A 16,725-nucleotide genomic window follows, 5' to 3' on the forward strand; every position below is an offset into this window, starting at 1 on the left:
AATGAGCCAATTGATTCGAGTCGAAGACCTGCGGGTGGTCGCGTGTGGCGAGCGCGGTGAAAGCGAAATCGTCAAAGGTGTGAGTTTCGCCCTGGAAAAAGGCGAAGTATTGGCGCTGATCGGTGAGTCCGGCTCTGGCAAAACCACCATCGCCCTGGCCTTGCTCGGGTACGCCCGGCGTGGCTGCCGGTTGTCCGGCGGGGTGGTGCAGGTCGGTGAGCACGACATGCGGGCCCTCAGCGAAAAAGAACTGCAGAAACTGCGCGGCAATCGTGTGTCGTACATCGCGCAAAGCGCGGCGGCGGCGTTCAATCCGGCAAAAAGGTTGCTCGATCAAGTGGTGGAGGGCGCGCTGATTCACGGTTTGGGCACCCGTGCGGTGCTCGAGGCCAAAGCCATCGCGTTGTTTCGCGACCTCGCATTACCGAACCCTGAGCGCATCGGCCAACGTTATCCGCATCAGGTGTCGGGCGGGCAATTGCAACGGGTGATGGCGGCGATGGCGCTGATCAGCGATCCGCTGCTGGTGGTCCTCGATGAACCGACTACCGCCCTCGATGTGACCACCCAGATCGACGTGTTGCGTGCCTTTAAACGGGTGGTTCGCGAACGTGGTGCGACCGCTGTCTACGTGTCCCACGATCTGGCGGTGGTGGCGCAAATGGCTGATCAGATTGTGGTGCTCAATGGCGGCCAGATATTCGAACAGAGCGCTACCGCGCCGTTGTTGAAGGGGCCGTCCCATGAATACACCCGCAGCCTGTTGGCCGCCGCGCGCCCGGACACTTCGATCCGGCCACCCTGCGGCATTGCTGAAGAACAACCGCTGCTGACCATCAAAGGCCTGACCGCAGGCTACGGCAACAAGAACACGCACGGCATGCCGGCGATCCGCGTACTGGAAGACATCGATCTGACCGTGCGTCGCGGGCAGGCCATCGGCGTGATCGGTGAGTCCGGTTCCGGCAAGTCGACGCTGGCGCGGGTGGTGGCGGGGTTGCTGTGTCCGGCGCTGGGCGGGTTGACCTTCGATGGTCAGCCACTCGGCGGCTGCCTGTCCGAGCGTACCGATGAGCAGTTCCGACGGATACAGATGGTCTTTCAAAATGCCGATACCGCGCTTAACCCGATGCACAGTGTCAGCACCATCCTCGGTCGGCCGCTGAAAATGTATTTCGGCCTCAAGGGCGCGGCGTTGCACGAACGAATCGGCGAACTGCTCGATCTGGTGCGTTTGCCCCGAACCCTGGCCGAACGTCGGCCGAATGAACTGTCCGGCGGGCAAAAACAACGGGTCAACCTGGCGCGTGCGCTGGCGGCAAAACCGGACTTGATCCTGTGCGATGAAGTGACCTCGGCACTGGACACGGTGGTGGGTGCGGCGATTCTCGAACTGTTGCGCGATCTGCGTCAGGAACTGGGCGTTTCGTACCTGTTTATCAGTCACGACATCTCCACCGTGCGCGCGCTGTGCGATGACATTGTGGTGATGTACAGCGGTCACAAAGTTCAGGCCGGAACGCGTCAGGCGTTTGCCCAGCCGCCGTTTCACCCCTACACCGACTTGTTGATTCATTCTGTCCCGGAACTGCGCCAGGGCTGGCTGGAGAACTGCGGCACGACGTGTGGCGAACTGCCGCCGGTGGGGGCCCGATCCGACGAACCGGAACTGTGTACGTTCTTGAACCGCTGTCCGGTGCGGGTCGATGGCCTGTGCAATCGCAGCGCGCCGCCGCGTCACAGCATTGACGGCGGCAGTGAAATTCTCTGTCACCACGACAGCGTCGAACTGCTGAAAACCCAGCGCGATGTCATCAATCTGAGTCAGGGAGCCTATGCATGAGCGGGCGTTTTGTAAGGCTGGCCGAACAGGGGCGACCTAGTGTCAACCTGACGGTGGATGGTGCACAGGTGCAAGCGTTGCAGGGTGACACGTTGATGGTTGCCTTACTGACTCACGGCAATGCCTTGCGTCAATCGGAGTTTGATTCAGGTCGACGCGCCGGGTTTTGCCTGATGGGCGCCTGCCAGGATTGCTGGGTCTGGACGCGCAGCGGCGAGCGTTTGCGCGCCTGTTCCAATGAAGTGCGTGAAGGCCTGGACATTGTCACCACACAACCGGAGGCAAAATGGCCATTGCACGCATAGTCATTGTCGGCGCCGGGCCGGCGGGCATTCGTTGCGCCGAAACGCTGGTGGCGGCCGGTTTCAAACCGACGCTGATCGATGAAAATCGCCGCGACGGCGGACAAATCTATCGTCGCCAGCCCGAGGGTTTCACCCGCGACTACGCCACGCTGTACGGCAGCGAAGCGCATAAGGCGCAAGACCTGCATGAGAGCTTTGATCGCTTGCGCGAGCGGATCGACTATCGCCCGGACACCCTGGTGTGGAATCTCACGCCGGGACAATTGTGCTGCGTCAGTCAGAGCCGGCACTCGACGCTGGATTACGACGCGTTGCTGCTCTGCACGGGGGCCACTGACCGGCTGATGCCGATCGAAGGCTGGCAACTGGCGGGCACTTACAGCCTTGGTGGGGCGCAGATTGCGCTCAAGTCGCAAGCGGTGTCGATTGGTCACAGCGTTGTGTTCATGGGCAGCGGGCCGTTGCTGTATCTGGTGGCCAGTCAGTATGTGAAAGCCGGGGCGACGGTGGCCGCGGTGCTGGACACCTCGCCGCTGCACAAGCGTATCGGCGCACTGCCGAAATTGCTCGCGCGCCCCGGCGTGCTGTTGACCGGGATGAAATTGTTGGCGCAGTTGTATCGGGCAAAGATACCGGTGCATCTCGGCGTCGAGCCGTTGCAGGTCCTGGGTGATGCAGCCAGCGGTGTCAGCGGCGTGCGGATACGCACCGGTAAAGGTGAAACGCTGAGTCTGGATTGCGACGCCGTGGCGTTGGGTTATCACTTGCGTCCGGAAACTCAGCTGGCGGATCTGGCGGGATGCCGGATGGCGTTTGACCAGGCGTCCGGCCAGTGGTGGCTGGCGGTCGACGAAGCAGGGCGCACGTCGGTCAGCGGTGTCTACGCTGCCGGCGACGGCGCGAAAATTCGCGGTGCCGATGCGGCTGAGCACGCCGGGCGACTGGTGGCCATGGCCTTGCTGGAAGATTTGAACCAACCGGTAAACGCCGGTCTGCGTGAGCAACAACGGCAGGCGCTGATGGTGATGGATCAGTTTCGTCTTGGCCTGGCGCAAGCCTTTCCCTGGCCTGCGCAGCAAGCCGCGGCGTTGCCGGACGCTGCCATTGTCTGTCGGTGCGAAATGATCAGCGCCGGTGAGCTGCGCCGCACTGTCAGCGAGAAGGGCGCCTGTGAGGTCAACCGTGCCAAAGCGTTCAGCCGGGTCGGCATGGGCCGCTGTCAGGGTCGTTATTGTTCCCAGGCCGGGGCCGAAGTGATCGCGGCAGCGGCGGGTGTGAGCGTGCAGCAGGTTGGTCGACAACGCGGCCAGGCGCCGGTCAAACCGCTTTCGATGTTCACCGAGGAGGTGTCGCCATGACTGTTGAAAAAGCTGATGTGGTGATTGTCGGCGGTGGCTTGATGGGCTCGGCGGCAGCGTTTTTCCTGCGTCGTCGCGGGCACTCGGTGATCCTGCTTGAGCGTGACCAGATCGGCCAGTACGCCAGCGGTGTCAACTTCGGCAACGTCCGTCGTCAGGGCCGCTATCTGGGGCAACTGGAACTGGCCAACCGTTCATGGGCATTGTGGAAGCGTTTGCCGGAACTGATCGATGACGACCTGGAGTTCATCGCCAGCGGGCACATGCGCGTGTGTTATCGCGACGACGAAATTGCCGAACTCGAGGCGTATGCTGGCGCGCCGGAAGCGGCGCAACTGGATCTGCAAATCTATCGTGGCCAAGCGTTGCATGAGCGCTTTCCCTTCCTCGGCCCGGACGTCAAGGGGGGCTCTTACGCTCCGCACGATGGTCACGCCAATCCACGCCTGGCGGCACCGGCATTTGCCCGGGCAGCACGGCGTCTGGGGGCGCGGATCGAAGAACAGACTGAAGTGGCCGAGGTGCAAAAGGTTGCTGGTGATTTTCGCGTCAGCACCACCGATGGCCGCCAGTTCAGCGCGGCGCAGTTGTTGATTACTGCCGGTGCGTGGGGGCAGAAGCTGTCTCAACAGTTCGGCGAACCGGTGCCGTTGGACACCCACGGCCCGCAAATGGCCGTGACCGAGCCGGTGCCGTACGCGTTGCCGACGGTGATTGGCGTTTACACCAAAATCGCCGAAGAAGTGATCTATTTTCGGCAGATTCCGCGCGGCAACATCGTCATCGGTGGCGGCTACCGCAGCAAGCCGGACATGCTCAATCGCCGCGCCTATTTCGAGCCGCGCAGTCTGCTCAATCAGATGGCACAGATGCGGCGCCTGCTGCCAGGTGTCGGCAATCTGAACATCATCCGCGTCTGGAGTGGCATTGAAGGTTATCTGCCGGACTCCTTGCCTATCATGGGACCGAGCGGCACGGTTGACGGATTGTTCTATGCCTTCGGGTTCTGCGGCCACGGCTTCCAGCTCGGCCCTGGCGTGGGTGACGTCATGGCCGAACTGATCAGCACCGGCAGTACCAGCACTTCGATTGAACCGTTCTCCATCCGCCGGTTCGCCACTCTGACCGAGCAACGGAGCAAAGCCTCATGAAGCCGCGCGTACTGGAGATTCTCAAGCGTTTGTTGGCGTTCGACACAGTCTCTTCGGAGTCGAACATGGCCCTGATTGATTACGTCCGCGAATTGCTGCTGAGCAAGGGCATCGATTCGCTGATCGTCAAAGACGAAACCGGCAAGAAAGCCAACCTGTTCGCCAGCACCGGTCCGCAAACCTTGCCGGGTATCCTGCTGTCCGGGCACACCGACGTCGTGCCGGCGGCAGGGCAGGCGTGGACGCTTGAGCCGTTTCAGGCGACGCTGCAGGACGGGCGAATTTACGGGCGCGGCAGTTGCGATATGAAAGGGTTCATTGCCTTGGCCATCGACGCAATGCTCGACGCTGCCGACCATTCGCTGAACCGGCCTTTGCAACTGGCATTGTCCCACGACGAAGAAACCGGCTGCGTCGGTGTGCGGCGCTTGCTTGATGTTTTGCATCTGGCCCCGGTGCGCCCGTTTCTGTGCCTGATTGGTGAGCCGACCAACATGCAGTTCGTACTCGGGCACAAGGGCAAGGGCTCCTATCGCACCTACTGTCGTGGCCTGGAAGCGCATTCCTCACTGGCGCCTCGCTCGGTCAATGCGATTCACGTGGCTTGCGACTTTATCGCCGCACTGCGCGACAGTCAGCGCCAATTGCAGGAGCAGGGCGCCCAGGATACGGATTACGACGTGCCTTACACCACGGTGCATGTCGGTCAGATTGGTGGCGGGCGCGCCCTGAACATCGTGCCCAATCTGTGCACTCTGGACTTCGAGGTGCGCAACTTGCCGGCCGATGATCTGGACCAGTTTCTCGCGCAGATGCAGGAGCGCGCCGAGCTGATCGTGCGCGAGGCGCGTTTACTGTCGAGCGTCGCCGCCATCGAGATCGAAACGCTGAACGTCTATCCCGGGCTCGACACGCATCCGAGCGTCGAAGCCGTGCGCTTTCTGAAAAACTTCGCCGCGCCGGATACCGGTGTGTCCAAGGTGTCTTTCGGCACGGAAGGCGGTTTGTTCAAGCAGCGTCTGGATGTGCCGGTGGTGGTGTGCGGGCCGGGTTCGATCGAGCAGGCGCACAAGCCCGATGAGTTTATCGAGGTCAGTCAGATGGAGGCCGGGGAACGCTTTCTTCAGGGTTTGCTGGGGTCGCTGAAACAATGACGGTGCCTGTAGGTGCGAGCCGGCTCGCGCCTACAGGGTTTTGTGTTGATCTGCTGTTGCGGCGAAAATTTCAGCATCCGACGCCGTCTTCAACGCGCTTTCAGCATCCTCCCCCGTAGTACCTCCCTAGACTGGAGCATGTCTCGAATCAGGACTCGACCATGCTCAAGAATCGTTTGAAAGACTCCAGCCTTTTGGCAGAACTCGCTTATGTAGACGGGCAGTGGATCGGCGCCGATGACGCCGCGACCATTGACGTTATTGATCCGGCCAGCGGTCAGTTGCTTGCCCGGGTGCCGGCCATGCAAGGCGCGGAGACCCGCCGCGCCATCGAGGCCGCCGACAAGGCCTGGCCAGCCTGGCGTGCGCGCCCGGCCGCCGAACGCGCCACTTTGCTTGAGCGTTGGTATCAGGCCATGGTCGACAACCTCGATGATCTGGCACTGATCATGACCTGCGAACAGGGCAAGCCGCTGAACGAGGCCAAAGGCGAAATCCGCTACGGTGCCGGGTTCGTCAAGTGGTTCGCTGAAGAGGCCCGCCGGGTCTACGGCGAAACCATGCCGGCACCTGGCGGCGACCGTCGGCTGCTGACCTTGAAACAACCGGTCGGCGTCTGCGCGGCGATCACCCCTTGGAACTTCCCCAATGCGATGATCACCCGAAAATGCGCGCCGGCGCTGGCGGCGGGTTGCCCGATCATTGTCAAACCGTCGGATCTGACACCGCTGTCGGCGCTGGCGCTGGCGGTATTGGCAGGGCGTGTCGGTATTCCGGCTGGTGTGTTCAATGTGGTGACCGGAATGCCCGCCGGCATTGGCGAAGAGCTGACCGGCAACCCGACAGTTCGCAAGATTTCCTTTACCGGCTCGACCCCTGTAGGCCGTTTGCTGATGCGCCAGAGCGCCGAGCACATCAAGCGCTTGAGTCTGGAGTTGGGCGGTAACGCGCCCTTCATTGTCTTCGATGACGCCGATCTGGAGCAGGCCGTGGCCGGGGTCATGCTCAGCAAATTTCGCAATGCCGGCCAGACTTGCGTCTGTGCCAACCGCATCCTTGTGCAAAACGGCATCTATGAACGCTTCGCTCAGCGACTGGTGGAAGAGGTCGGCAAGCTCAAGGTCGGTAATGGCCTGGAGGCTGACGTCACGATTGGCCCGCTGATCAACCCGGCCGCGGTAAACAAAGTCGCGCGGCACATCGACGATGCGCTGACCCAGGGCGCGCGCTTGCTCTGTGGCGGCATGCCGGATGCCAGCAGTCAGTTCGTGCAACCCACCGTTCTGGGCGATGCCCATGCCGGCATGCTGCTGGCCAACGAAGAAACCTTCGGCCCGGTGGCACCGTTGATGCGGTTTGACAATGAGGCTCAAGCCCTCGCCCTGGCCAATGCCACGCCGTATGGCTTGGGTGCCTACTATTTCACCCAGGATCTGCGCCGCTCCTGGCGGTTCGGCGAAGCGCTGGAGTTCGGCATGGTCGGCCTTAATACCGGAATCATCTCCATGGATGTCGCGCCGTTCGGCGGTATCAAGCAGTCGGGGCTGGGCCGCGAGGGCAGCAAGTACGGCCTGGATGAATACCTTGAAATCAAAGCCTTCCACATCGGCGGGCTGTAATTCACGTGCATGGGGAGGCAGGTTCAATGAGCAAGGCATTCAAGATCGCCGCGATTGCCGGCGACGGCATTGGCAAGGAAGTGTTGCCCGAAGGTTTGCGTGTGCTGGAGAAGGCTGCGAAAAAATGGCAGTTGGACTTGAACATTGAAGTTCTTGAATGGGCCAACTGCGATTATTACCTGGAGCATGGGCAAATGATGCCCGATGACTGGTTTGAGCAGCTCAAGGGCTTCGACGCGATTTATTTCGGCGCCGTCGGCTGGCCAGACAAGGTGCCCGATCACATTTCGTTGTGGGGATCACTGCTGAAGTTTCGCCGCGATTTCGACCAATACGTGAATATCCGTCCGGTGCGTCTGTTTCCCGGTGTCCCGTGCCCGCTGGCCGGGCGCGAACCGGGCGACATCGACTTCGTGGTGATCCGCGAGAACACGGAGGGCGAGTATTCCTCGGTAGGCGGAAAAATGTTCGAAGGCACCGAGCATGAGTTCGTGTTGCAAGAGTCAGTGTTCACCCGTCGCGGTGTCGACCGAATTCTGAAATTCGCCTTCGATCTGGCCCAGACCCGCCCGCGCCAGCGTCTGACGGCGGCGACCAAGTCCAATGGTATTTCCATCAGCATGCCCTACTGGGACGAGCGCACCGCGTTGATGGCGGCGAACTACCCGCAAGTTACCTGGGACAAGCAACACATCGATATCCTCTGCGCACGGTTCGTCTTGCAACCGGATCGATTTGATGTGGTCGTGGCCTCGAATCTGTTTGGCGATATTCTGTCCGACCTGGGGCCGGCGTGTGCCGGAACCATTGGCATTGCGCCTTCGGCCAACCTTGATCCTGAGCGGCGTTTTCCCTCGTTGTTCGAACCGGTGCATGGTTCGGCGCCGGATATCTACGGGCAGAACATCGCCAATCCGATTGCGATGATCTGGTCCGGTGCGTTGATGCTCGATTTTCTCGGCAACGGTGATGAGCGTTATCGGGCCGCGCATGACGGGATATTGCGGGCAATCGAGCAGGTGATTGCCGACGGGCCGATTACCCCGGATCTCGGCGGAAAAGGCGCGACGCAAGACGTCGGTAAAGCTATCGCCGACATTCTTTAAGTCCATATCAATTCAGCTTGGGGGGCGAGCTTGCTCGCGAAAGCGGTGTCAGCCCGGAGACGATCAACTGACGATGCGCATTCGCGGGCAGGCTCGCACACTTGGGTTATTGATGTTTTCAGTAACCCTGCCGGCGGTCGATCCGGCCCGCCATTGGCTCCCCGCGCTCAAACCGGCGAATGTTTTCCAGCAACACCGCAAATGCGGTTTGCGGTTGCGTCATCGCCGCAATGTGCGGCGTCAGCAGAATCTTTGGATGCGCCCAGAACGGATGATCCGCCGGTGCTGGTTCTTCCTGTAATACATCAAGCACCGCGCCACTGAGCTGACCGCTGTCCAGTGCTTGCAACAGATCGCTTTCCACCAGATGCCCACCACGGCCCATATTGATCAGCGCCGCACCGTGCGGCAGTTGCCGGAACACGTCACGATCAAGAATCCCTTGGGTCTGTTCGGTCAGCGGTAACACGCACAGGAGAATGTCGCACTGGCTGAGAAACGCCGACAGTTGTGCGTCACCCGCGAAGCAATCCACACCGGCAATTTGATGGCGGCTGCGCGCCCAGCCTTTCAACGCGAACCCCAGCGGCTGCAACGTCGCCAGAATCTGTTGCGCCTGCGCACCGAGCCCCATTACCCCGACCCGCCGCTCGTGCGCCGGTTGCAGCATGTGCGCCTGCCAGCAACGCGCGATTTGTTGCTGACGGTAACGCAGCATGTCGCGGTGCAGGCTGAGCACGGCGAAACTGGCGTATTCGCACATGCCACGGGTGATGCCGGGATCAAGCAGGCGCACCACCGGCAGGCTGGGTGGAAGGCGGCTCAGGTCCAGTTGATCGACACCGGCCGACAGCGCGAACAACACTTTCAGGTTTGGCAACACCGCAGCCAGATCGTCCGGCGCTTGCCACGCAGCGAGGTAATCAATGTCGGCCGGATCGCCGATATCTGGCCAGACTCGCCATTCGATATCCGGGGCGTGTTCGGCGAACAACGCTTGCCATTGTTCGCCGCGTACAGGGTCAGCTTTATAAAGCAGGGCCATGAGCAATTCCTGAAAGGGGTAGGTGCTTTCATGATCGCGCAATGCCGGCGCAGGATCTGTCGAAAGCGTCAGTGCAAACGGTCTGCGTCACGCTCGATGAACGCAACGGCGGCAGATTCGTCGGGCTGAAGGAATCTGCCGTTTGGCAGGGTCAAAACAGTCGATCCGAATTTCTCAGGGGGGAAGTTCGGCGTAGTTCGTTTCGCGCAAGCCTTAATCTGAACACCATCGCAACCACCTCCAGGTTGCCGGACTCACGATGGGAAATGCCATGAATAGCAAAGTCGACGACACCCCTCATTTGCTCCGTCAGCGCGATCAATTCGTGCCGCGTGGCCTGGTTACCGCTCACCCATTGGTGATTGATCGCGGCCAGGGCGCCGAGTTGTGGGACGTGGACGGCAAGCGCTACCTGGATTTTGTCGGCGGCATCGGCGTGTTGAACATTGGTCACAACCATCCCAAAGTGGTGGCGGCGGTGCAGCAGCAATTGCACAAGATTTCGCACGCCTGTTTCCAGGTGGTTGCCTATCAACCTTATCTGGATCTGGCCCAGCGACTGTGTGAAATGATCGGCGGCCAGCAAGCCTATAAGGCCGCGTTCTTCACCTCCGGCGCCGAAGCGGTCGAGAACGCAGTGAAAATCGCCAGGGCTCACACCGGCCGTTCGGCGGTGATTGCCTTTCGTGGCGGTTTCCATGGTCGTACTTTGCTGGGTACCACGCTGACCGGCATGAGCCAGCCTTACAAACAGAACTTCGGCCCGTTTGCACCGGAGGTTTTTCACACGCCTTACCCGAATGCCTATCGCGGCCTGACCAGTGACATGGCGCTCAAGGCCCTTGAGGAACTGTTCGCAACGCAAGTGGCGCCTGAGCGTGTGGCTGCCATCATCATCGAACCCGTGCAAGGCGACGGCGGCTTTCTTGCTGCACCGGCCGAGTTCCTTCAGGCCCTGCGCGCGCTGACCGAAAAGCACGGCATCGTGCTGATTCTCGATGAAATCCAGACGGGGTTCGGCCGCACGGGAAAATGGTTCGGTTTCCAGCACGCGGGCATCCAGCCTGATCTGGTAACCGTGGCGAAAAGTCTGGCCGGTGGTTTGCCGCTGTCGGGGGTGGTCGGTAAAGCGGCCATCATGGACGCGCCGTTGCCCGGAGGTCTGGGTGGCACGTACGGCGGCAACGCGTTGTCATGCGCAGCGGCGCTGGCGGTGATCGAGGCCTTTGAGGAGGAGCAGTTGCTGGCACGCGGCGAGGCGCTGGGCGAGCACTTGCGTCAGGGCTTGTTGCAGTTGCAGAGCCGTTACGCGCAAATCGGCGACGTGCGCGGTACCGGTTTCATGCTGGCGATCGAGTTGATCAAGCCTGACGACGCGCGTACACCCGATGCGGATCTGAATCAACGCTTGATCGATGAGGCGCGCAAGGGCGGCTTGCTGGTGATCAAGTGCGGTGTGCACCGCAATGTTCTGCGTTTTCTCGCGCCACTGGTGGCCACGCCGCCGCAGATCGACGAAGCCTTGCAGATTCTCGAAAGCGCCTTGGCACGCGTCTTGAACTGAGTGCCTGTGCGCTCGCGGCGGTGCGCCAGCGCATCGCTTGTGAGCATTTGTGGAGCATGGACGGATGGAATGCATCATTGGAGGCTTCGCACGCCATGGGACTGATTGATTATCGAGCGTTGCTCATTGATTGCGATGAAGCGCTGGTCGACCGCGACTCGGGAGTCTGGACGGCATTGCTACCGCTGCTGGTCAGTCGGGGTGGTCATCCGGACAAGGATCAGGTGCTGGCTGAATACCGCGAAGTGCTGCATGCGCTGTATCCGCGTTTCGCTGAGCTAGGCTTCAGTGGCATGTTGTGTTTCGCCCATCGTCAACTCGCCGAACGCTGGGGCTTGAATGCCAGTTGGGAGGAGGGCATGAGCTTTGCCCGGTCGGTGGCGGCATGGTCATTGTTCGAAGACGCGCCAGGTGCGATGTTGTACCTGCGCAAGTTCTACCGCCTGCTGGTCCAGGGTGACCGCGATGCCGAAGATCGTGGCCCGCTGTGCGAGCGTTTGGGGATCAATGCCGACGACTTCATTTCATTGGCCGACGCACCGTTGCAGGACGCCAATTGGCTGATCGCCAACGCACTGGCACCGGGCGACATTCTCCATATCACGCGCGCAGGTGCGCGCCGAGGGTTGGAGAATGACGTGTGCCTGATCAGTCGTGATCGGGGCAGGCAACCCACGCCCTGCTCGGCGCAATACTGCATCAACAGCATGGCGGACCTAGTGACTCAGCATCAGCTGTCATTACGGCGCTGATTTTGCTAGAAGATTGTCCTACAAATGGCAGTCAGAGGTATGCAATGGAAGGGATAGTAAAACTGGACCGGATCGACATCAGCATTCTTGTCGAGTTGCAGAAGGATGGCCGCATGACCAACGTCAGCCTGGCCGATGCCGTCGGGCTGTCGGCCAGTCCGTGTCTGCAACGGGTCAAGCGACTGGAATCGGCAGGTTATATTTCCAGCTACAAAGCGCACCTGAATCTGGCGAAGATCACCGACTCGGTCACGGTGTTTACCGAAATCACCTTGAGCGATCACAAACGCGAGGATTTCGCCAAATTCGAATCCAATATTCGTTTGGTCGACGAAGTGCTTGAATGTCATTTGATCAGCGGTGGCTACGATTATCTGGTGCGCTTCATGACCCGCAGCATCCAGCATTATCAGGAAGTGATCGAAAGCTTGCTGGACAAGAATATCGGCATTTCCAAGTACTTCAGTTACATCGTCATCAAATCGCCCGTACTCAAGGATGGCGTGCCGCTGCGCAAGTTGCTGCGGCACTGAACTGCAGTTGCTGCCACCGCGTGGACTTCAGCGCTAAGCCCCTGCCCACTCATCACGAAACTGCAACAGAAAATCAACAAACGCCCGTACCCGTTGCGGCACATAGCGGCCGTGCGGGTAGAGCAAGGTGTAAGGTCGCGAGCGCCCGGCGTAAGGTTGTAGAACCTCGACGAGGCTGCCGTCGGCCAGCTCTTTTTCAACGATGAACCTGTAGGTCTGGAAGACCCCCGCGCCGTGTTTGGCCAGGGTGACGCCGCCGAGCACATCGTCTGAGCAGGAGTAGCCCCCCTCGGAAATCACTTCTCGATCATCGCCGTTTTCCTGGAACAGCCAGGAGATCCGCCGCCCGCTGCTGGGCAGTTCGAACTGAATGCATTCGTGTTGCACCAGATCCTCAAGCGTCTGCGGTGTGCCAGCCTTTTTCAGATAGTCGGGAGAGGCGACCACCACCAGTTTTGCATCCTCCAGCAGGCGCGCGACCATGGTCGAGTCCGGCTGCGCGCGGACGCGGATCGCCAGGTCGTAGCCTTCACCGACAAAGTCGATATTGCGGTTGCCCAAGTGGATGTCGACGGTGACGTCAGGGTAGAGCGCGCGGAATTTTGGTAGCAGCGGCAGGATGCGGTGATGCCCGTAAGTGGTCGGCAGGCTGATGCGCAACAGCCCTGACGGTGACGTCTGTGCGCCCATGACTTCCTGTTGCGCTTCGACCAGTTGCGTCAGCGCCTGGCTGCACTGGACGAAAAAGTTTCTGCCAGCTTCGGTCAAGCGAATACTGCGCGTGGTTCGGGCAAACAGGCGCGAACCCAAGCGCTGTTCCAGACGCAGAATCGACCGGCTCACGGCGGCCGGCGTTACACCCGCAAGCTGGGCAGCAGCGGTGAAACTGCCGGCTTCAGCGGCGAGGCAGAACAGTTCGATACTGCCCAGTTGCAAGTCATCAAAGTGGCGCTTCATGTGAGTACACCGAGGATCAACTGACATTTCATCCTCCGCCTTATCTCATGAAGCGGCACCGCCGGTACACACCGGCAGTGCTGCGCGGCGGTCTCAGTGGCCAGCGCTCTGACCACCGTCAACGTGGAGGATTTCGCCGGTGACGAAGTTCGCGCTGTCCAGGTAAAGGATCGCTTGCACGATGTCGTCGATTTCGCCCATATGCCCAACCGGATGCAGGCTACCGAGGGCGGCGTGGGTTTCTTCGCCGTGCATCGGTGTCTTGATGATGCCGGGCGACACCGCGTTGACCCGAATACCGCGCTTGGCGTACTCGATGGCCAGCGATTTGGTCGCCGCGTTGATGCCACCCTTGGTCAGCGACGCGAGCACCGACGGTACGCCGTCAATCGCGTGGTCAACCAGACTGGTGGTGACGCTGACGATGTGGCCGCTAGCGTTTTTCTCCATTTCGGCGATGGCCAATTGCGAGATGTGGAAGAAGCCGCTCATGTTGGTCGCCACTACTTGTGCGTAGTCTTCTTTGCTGTATTCGGTGAAGGGCTTGGCGACGAAAATCCCGGCGTTATTCACCAGCGTGTCGATACGACCGAAGCGTGCAACGGCTTCGCGGATCACCCGCTCGGCGGTCTGCGGGTCGGCAATGTCACCGGCGACGGCGAGAATGTCCGGGTCAGTGGAAGGCTTGATCGAGCGCGAGGTCGCGACAACCTGATAGCCGCGCTCACGGAATCCCTTGACCAGACCTGCGCCAATGCCTTGCGAGGCGCCAGTGATCACTACAACTTTTTTGGACGTGTTCATGATGTTTCCTCATGCAATCTGGATGGTTTGAATAAACGGATTTCGCAGGTCAGGCGTGAGCCGCAACCTGTGCTGCCTGACGTAACGCTTGCTGGTAATAAGCGACGGACTGGGAGCCGGGGATGACCTGTTTGTCATCGAGAACCATCGCCGGAACCGAGTCGATGCCGCGTTGCTGATAAAACCGCTCGAGTTCGCGCACCTGTTGGCTGAACTCTGCATTTGCCAGCACTTCATGCGCACGCTGGCTGTCGAGCCCTACGGCACCTGCCAGAGTTACCAGCGTGGTGCGGTTATTCGGGTTTTCGCCGTCAGTGAAGTAGGCCTTGAGCAAAGCTTGCTTCAACTCACGCTGACGTCCTTGTGTGGCGGCCCAGAACAGCAGTCGGTGGGCGTCAAAGGTGTTGTGGAAATGGCTGCGTTTTTCCAGGTCGAAGTGAAAACCGATCTGCTCGCCGCGTTCGATGATCATCGCGTTGCGATCCGCCACTTGCTCAGCGCTGCGCCCGTATTTGCGCATCATGTGCTCGATGGCGTGCTCACCTTCGGCGGGCATGTCCGGGTTCAGTTCGAACGGTTTGTAAGTCAACTCGACGGTGACTTCGCCCGCCAGATTCTCGATCGCTTGCTCCAGCGCAGTGACGCCCAACGCGCACCAGGGGCAAACGACATCCGAGACGAAGTCGATTTTCACGGTACGGCTCACGACTGCGAATCCGCTAACTGCTGGCGATACTCGGTGGTGGTGATGCCGGCATAACCCCAGTTATCGGTGTCGACTTCTTCGATGACGATGTGGGTGAGTTTCGGATCCTTGTGCAGAACCCGCTGCATCGTTTCGGTGATTTCCTTGATGACCTGGGCTTTCTGTTCCCGGGTCACGCCGTCACGGGTGATGCGTACGCTGATGAAAGGCATTTGGGGTATCTCCAGTCGCTGGCCCGTCGAAGTGATGGGCGGCTGTTGGAGAGAACTTTAAGAGGAAGGTGGGAGTTGATAAATGGGGTTTGAGGTACATCATTTGTGATGTGGTGTATCAAATGGGAGCTTGCGGCGAAGTGCGCAAGAAGTTGCGCAGTACCTGACCTTTTTTCATCCGGAAAAGTCTGCGCAGGCCTTATGTCCCATGGCTTTCAGCCAAGTGCGCAACTTTTTGCGCAGTACTGCGCAAGAAGTTGCGCACTTTTATTTGTTTAGTCTCGTTTATTCAAAGGTCCGCATACGGGCTGTTTGTTTAAGTCGTTGATGAGTAATGGCTTTGTGATGGCTGGCATGAAGTTTGATAGCTCAGACCTACCCGGACAGGCAATGGTGCCTGTCGGTTGTGTGTTTCGAGCAAGGAGAGCATCCCCATGGCAACACCAGCGTACATGTCCGTCACTGGCGAAAAACAAGGCCTGATCACCGCCGGCGCATTCACCGCCGACTCCGTTGGCAACACCTTTCAGGAAGGCCACGAAGACCAGGTCATGGTGCAGGCTTTCACCCACGACGTGATCATCCCGCGTGACCCGCAATCCGGTCAGCCAACCGGTCAGCGCGTGCACAAGCCAGTTGTGATTACCAAGGTCTACGACAAGGCTTCGCCTCTGCTGCAAGCAGCGCTGACTTCCGGCGAGCGCATGAGCGAAATCGTTATCCAGTGGTACCGCACTTCGGCGCAAGGCACCCAAGAGCACTACTACACCACCAAACTGGAAGACGCGATCATCGTCGCCATCAACAACAAAATGCACAACTGCCAGGACCCAGGCAACGCGCACTTCACTCACCTGGAAGAAGTGCAGTTCACCTACCGCAAAATCACCTGGACCCACGAAGTCTCCGGTACTTCGGGTTCCGATGACTGGCGTGCTCCAGTCGTTTAATCACGGCTGATGGTTGTAACGCCTCGGCCGGTTTCGCCGGTCGGGGCGGATTCACTTCTAAAGAATTTTTTGCCAATAGCCCCTTGAGGGCTGTTGCGCGTCGCAGCACTGCGCGAGGAACAAGGGATGTTCTCACCGGCCAACCAGCCTCATTTCAATCTGACCGTCGATGGCATCGACAGCGACTTTCAAGTGCTGTCGTTCACCGGTCGTGAGGCCCTCAACACGCCGTTCGAATTCGAGCTGGAACTGGTCAGCGAAAAGGCCTCGATCAACCTCGAAAGCGTGCTGCACAAACTGGCGTTTCTTCAGCTGTCGCCAACCGGTACGGGCATCCACGGGCTGGTCTACAGCATTGCCCAGGGCGAGGCGGGCAAGCGCCTGACCCGCTACAAGATCTTCCTGCGCCCGCAACTGGCCTACCTCGCGCATCGGGTCAACCAGCGCATCTTCCAGCAGATGACCGTGCAGCAGATCATCAGCCAGGTGCTGGAAGAACACGGCATCCTCGCCAGCGATTACCACTTCCAGCTCAGCGCGATTTATCCCGAGCGCATTTACTGCGTGCAGTACGACGAGTCGGACCTGGATTTCATCCAGCGCCTGTGCGAGGAGGAGGGGATTCACTACCACTTCCAGCACACTTCCAGCGGCCACAAGCTGACC

General features: G+C 60.0%; 17 protein-coding genes. 12 read left to right on the forward strand and 5 right to left on the reverse strand.

All coding sequences use genetic code 11. The annotated features are described in order from the left end of the window. Position 1 precedes the first annotated feature (1 nt). From GTU76_RS17135 to GTU76_RS17165, 7 genes are all read left to right on the forward strand, one after another. Positions 2-1,843, forward strand: a complete 1,842-nt coding sequence (locus tag GTU76_RS17135; RefSeq protein WP_180699155.1) for an ABC transporter ATP-binding protein — start codon at positions 2-4, stop codon at positions 1,841-1,843. Then, positions 1,840-2,148, forward strand: coding sequence for a (2Fe-2S)-binding protein (locus GTU76_RS17140; RefSeq protein WP_160057519.1), 309 nt, complete (start codon positions 1,840-1,842; stop codon positions 2,146-2,148). The genes GTU76_RS17135 and GTU76_RS17140 overlap by 4 nt, the downstream gene beginning before the upstream one ends. Beyond that, positions 2,130-3,506: an FAD/NAD(P)-dependent oxidoreductase gene (locus tag GTU76_RS17145; protein ID WP_180699156.1), complete on the forward strand. Its 1,377-nt coding sequence runs from the start codon at positions 2,130-2,132 to the stop codon at positions 3,504-3,506. Before GTU76_RS17140 ends, GTU76_RS17145 begins: the two co-directional genes overlap by 19 nt. Continuing rightward, positions 3,503-4,657 (forward strand): NAD(P)/FAD-dependent oxidoreductase, encoded by a 1,155-nt coding sequence (locus GTU76_RS17150; protein ID WP_180699157.1) that lies wholly within the window; start codon positions 3,503-3,505, stop codon positions 4,655-4,657. The genes GTU76_RS17145 and GTU76_RS17150 overlap by 4 nt, the downstream gene beginning before the upstream one ends. After that, positions 4,654-5,811 carry an acetylornithine deacetylase gene (argE, locus tag GTU76_RS17155; protein ID WP_175554057.1) on the forward strand — a complete coding sequence of 386 codons (1,158 nt, stop codon included), beginning with the start codon at positions 4,654-4,656 and terminating at the stop codon, positions 5,809-5,811. The genes GTU76_RS17150 and argE overlap by 4 nt, the downstream gene beginning before the upstream one ends. 161 nt (positions 5,812-5,972) lie before the next feature. After that, positions 5,973-7,430 (forward strand): NAD-dependent succinate-semialdehyde dehydrogenase, encoded by a 1,458-nt coding sequence (locus GTU76_RS17160; protein WP_180699158.1) that lies wholly within the window; start codon positions 5,973-5,975, stop codon positions 7,428-7,430. A 26-nt stretch (positions 7,431-7,456) separates the two neighbouring features. After that, positions 7,457-8,536: a tartrate dehydrogenase gene (locus tag GTU76_RS17165; RefSeq protein WP_016987779.1), complete on the forward strand. Its 1,080-nt coding sequence runs from the start codon at positions 7,457-7,459 to the stop codon at positions 8,534-8,536. A 118-nt stretch (positions 8,537-8,654) separates the two neighbouring features. Here GTU76_RS17165 and GTU76_RS17170 read toward each other — a convergent pair whose 3' ends face one another. Beyond that, positions 8,655-9,581, reverse strand: a complete 927-nt coding sequence (locus GTU76_RS17170; protein ID WP_180699159.1) for a 2-hydroxyacid dehydrogenase — start codon at positions 9,579-9,581, stop codon at positions 8,655-8,657. 271 nt (positions 9,582-9,852) lie between these two features. On the opposite strand from GTU76_RS17170, the gene gabT reads away from it, so the two are divergent. The 3 genes from gabT to GTU76_RS17185 all read left to right on the forward strand — a co-directional run bounded on the left by gabT (position 9,853) and on the right by GTU76_RS17185 (position 12,430). Continuing rightward, complete coding sequence (gene gabT, locus GTU76_RS17175) at positions 9,853-11,145, forward strand: 4-aminobutyrate--2-oxoglutarate transaminase (protein WP_180699160.1); 1,293 nt, start codon at positions 9,853-9,855, stop codon at positions 11,143-11,145. A gap of 95 nt (positions 11,146-11,240) precedes the next feature. Continuing rightward, positions 11,241-11,897 (forward strand): HAD family hydrolase, encoded by a 657-nt coding sequence (locus GTU76_RS17180; RefSeq protein WP_180699161.1) that lies wholly within the window; start codon positions 11,241-11,243, stop codon positions 11,895-11,897. Between the two features lie 44 nt (positions 11,898-11,941). Then, entirely contained in the window at positions 11,942-12,430 is a 489-nt protein-coding gene (locus GTU76_RS17185; RefSeq protein ID WP_016987783.1) for an Lrp/AsnC family transcriptional regulator, read from the forward strand. A gap of 33 nt (positions 12,431-12,463) precedes the next feature. Here the strand turns inward: GTU76_RS17185 and GTU76_RS17190 are convergent, their stop codons facing one another. The 4 genes from GTU76_RS17190 to GTU76_RS17205 form a co-directional block, all read right to left on the reverse strand. Continuing rightward, positions 12,464-13,387, reverse strand: a complete 924-nt coding sequence (locus tag GTU76_RS17190; protein ID WP_180699162.1) for a LysR family transcriptional regulator — start codon at positions 13,385-13,387, stop codon at positions 12,464-12,466. 93 nt (positions 13,388-13,480) lie between these two features. After that, on the reverse strand, positions 13,481-14,191 hold the full coding sequence (locus tag GTU76_RS17195; protein ID WP_016987785.1) for an SDR family NAD(P)-dependent oxidoreductase: 711 nt from the start codon (positions 14,189-14,191) through the stop codon (positions 13,481-13,483). A gap of 49 nt (positions 14,192-14,240) precedes the next feature. Then, entirely contained in the window at positions 14,241-14,897 is a 657-nt protein-coding gene (locus GTU76_RS17200; protein WP_016987786.1) for a DsbA family protein, read from the reverse strand. Next, complete coding sequence (locus GTU76_RS17205; protein WP_016987787.1) at positions 14,894-15,109, reverse strand: tautomerase family protein; 216 nt, start codon at positions 15,107-15,109, stop codon at positions 14,894-14,896. The genes GTU76_RS17200 and GTU76_RS17205 overlap by 4 nt, the downstream gene beginning before the upstream one ends. Positions 15,110-15,543: 434 nt before the next feature. On the opposite strand from GTU76_RS17205, the gene GTU76_RS17210 reads away from it, so the two are divergent. Next, positions 15,544-16,059: an Hcp family type VI secretion system effector gene (locus tag GTU76_RS17210; protein WP_008084998.1), complete on the forward strand. Its 516-nt coding sequence runs from the start codon at positions 15,544-15,546 to the stop codon at positions 16,057-16,059. A 126-nt stretch (positions 16,060-16,185) separates the two neighbouring features. Continuing rightward, the coding region (gene tssI / locus GTU76_RS17215; protein WP_180699163.1) for a type VI secretion system tip protein TssI/VgrG at positions 16,186-16,725 on the forward strand (540 nt) is incomplete at its 3' end.

Source organism: Pseudomonas crudilactis (genome assembly GCF_013433315.1).
Classification (GTDB): Bacteria; Pseudomonadota; Gammaproteobacteria; order Pseudomonadales; family Pseudomonadaceae; genus Aquipseudomonas; species Aquipseudomonas crudilactis.

Coding starts and splice junctions, on each gene's coding strand:
- GTU76_RS17135 (WP_180699155.1), top strand. CDS start 2: ATGAGCCAATTGATTCGAGTCGAAGACCTGCGGGTGGTCGCGTGTGGC.
- GTU76_RS17140 (WP_160057519.1), top strand. CDS start 1,840: ATGAGCGGGCGTTTTGTAAGGCTGGCCGAACAGGGGCGACCTAGTGTC.
- GTU76_RS17145 (WP_180699156.1), top strand. CDS start 2,130: ATGGCCATTGCACGCATAGTCATTGTCGGCGCCGGGCCGGCGGGCATT.
- GTU76_RS17150 (WP_180699157.1), top strand. CDS start 3,503: ATGACTGTTGAAAAAGCTGATGTGGTGATTGTCGGCGGTGGCTTGATG.
- argE (WP_175554057.1), top strand. CDS start 4,654: ATGAAGCCGCGCGTACTGGAGATTCTCAAGCGTTTGTTGGCGTTCGAC.
- GTU76_RS17160 (WP_180699158.1), top strand. CDS start 5,973: ATGCTCAAGAATCGTTTGAAAGACTCCAGCCTTTTGGCAGAACTCGCT.
- GTU76_RS17165 (WP_016987779.1), top strand. CDS start 7,457: ATGAGCAAGGCATTCAAGATCGCCGCGATTGCCGGCGACGGCATTGGC.
- GTU76_RS17170 (WP_180699159.1), bottom strand. CDS start 9,581: ATGGCCCTGCTTTATAAAGCTGACCCTGTACGCGGCGAACAATGGCAA.
- gabT (WP_180699160.1), top strand. CDS start 9,853: ATGAATAGCAAAGTCGACGACACCCCTCATTTGCTCCGTCAGCGCGAT.
- GTU76_RS17180 (WP_180699161.1), top strand. CDS start 11,241: ATGGGACTGATTGATTATCGAGCGTTGCTCATTGATTGCGATGAAGCG.
- GTU76_RS17185 (WP_016987783.1), top strand. CDS start 11,942: ATGGAAGGGATAGTAAAACTGGACCGGATCGACATCAGCATTCTTGTC.
- GTU76_RS17190 (WP_180699162.1), bottom strand. CDS start 13,387: ATGAAGCGCCACTTTGATGACTTGCAACTGGGCAGTATCGAACTGTTC.
- GTU76_RS17195 (WP_016987785.1), bottom strand. CDS start 14,191: ATGAACACGTCCAAAAAAGTTGTAGTGATCACTGGCGCCTCGCAAGGC.
- GTU76_RS17205 (WP_016987787.1), bottom strand. CDS start 15,109: ATGCCTTTCATCAGCGTACGCATCACCCGTGACGGCGTGACCCGGGAA.
- GTU76_RS17210 (WP_008084998.1), top strand. CDS start 15,544: ATGGCAACACCAGCGTACATGTCCGTCACTGGCGAAAAACAAGGCCTG.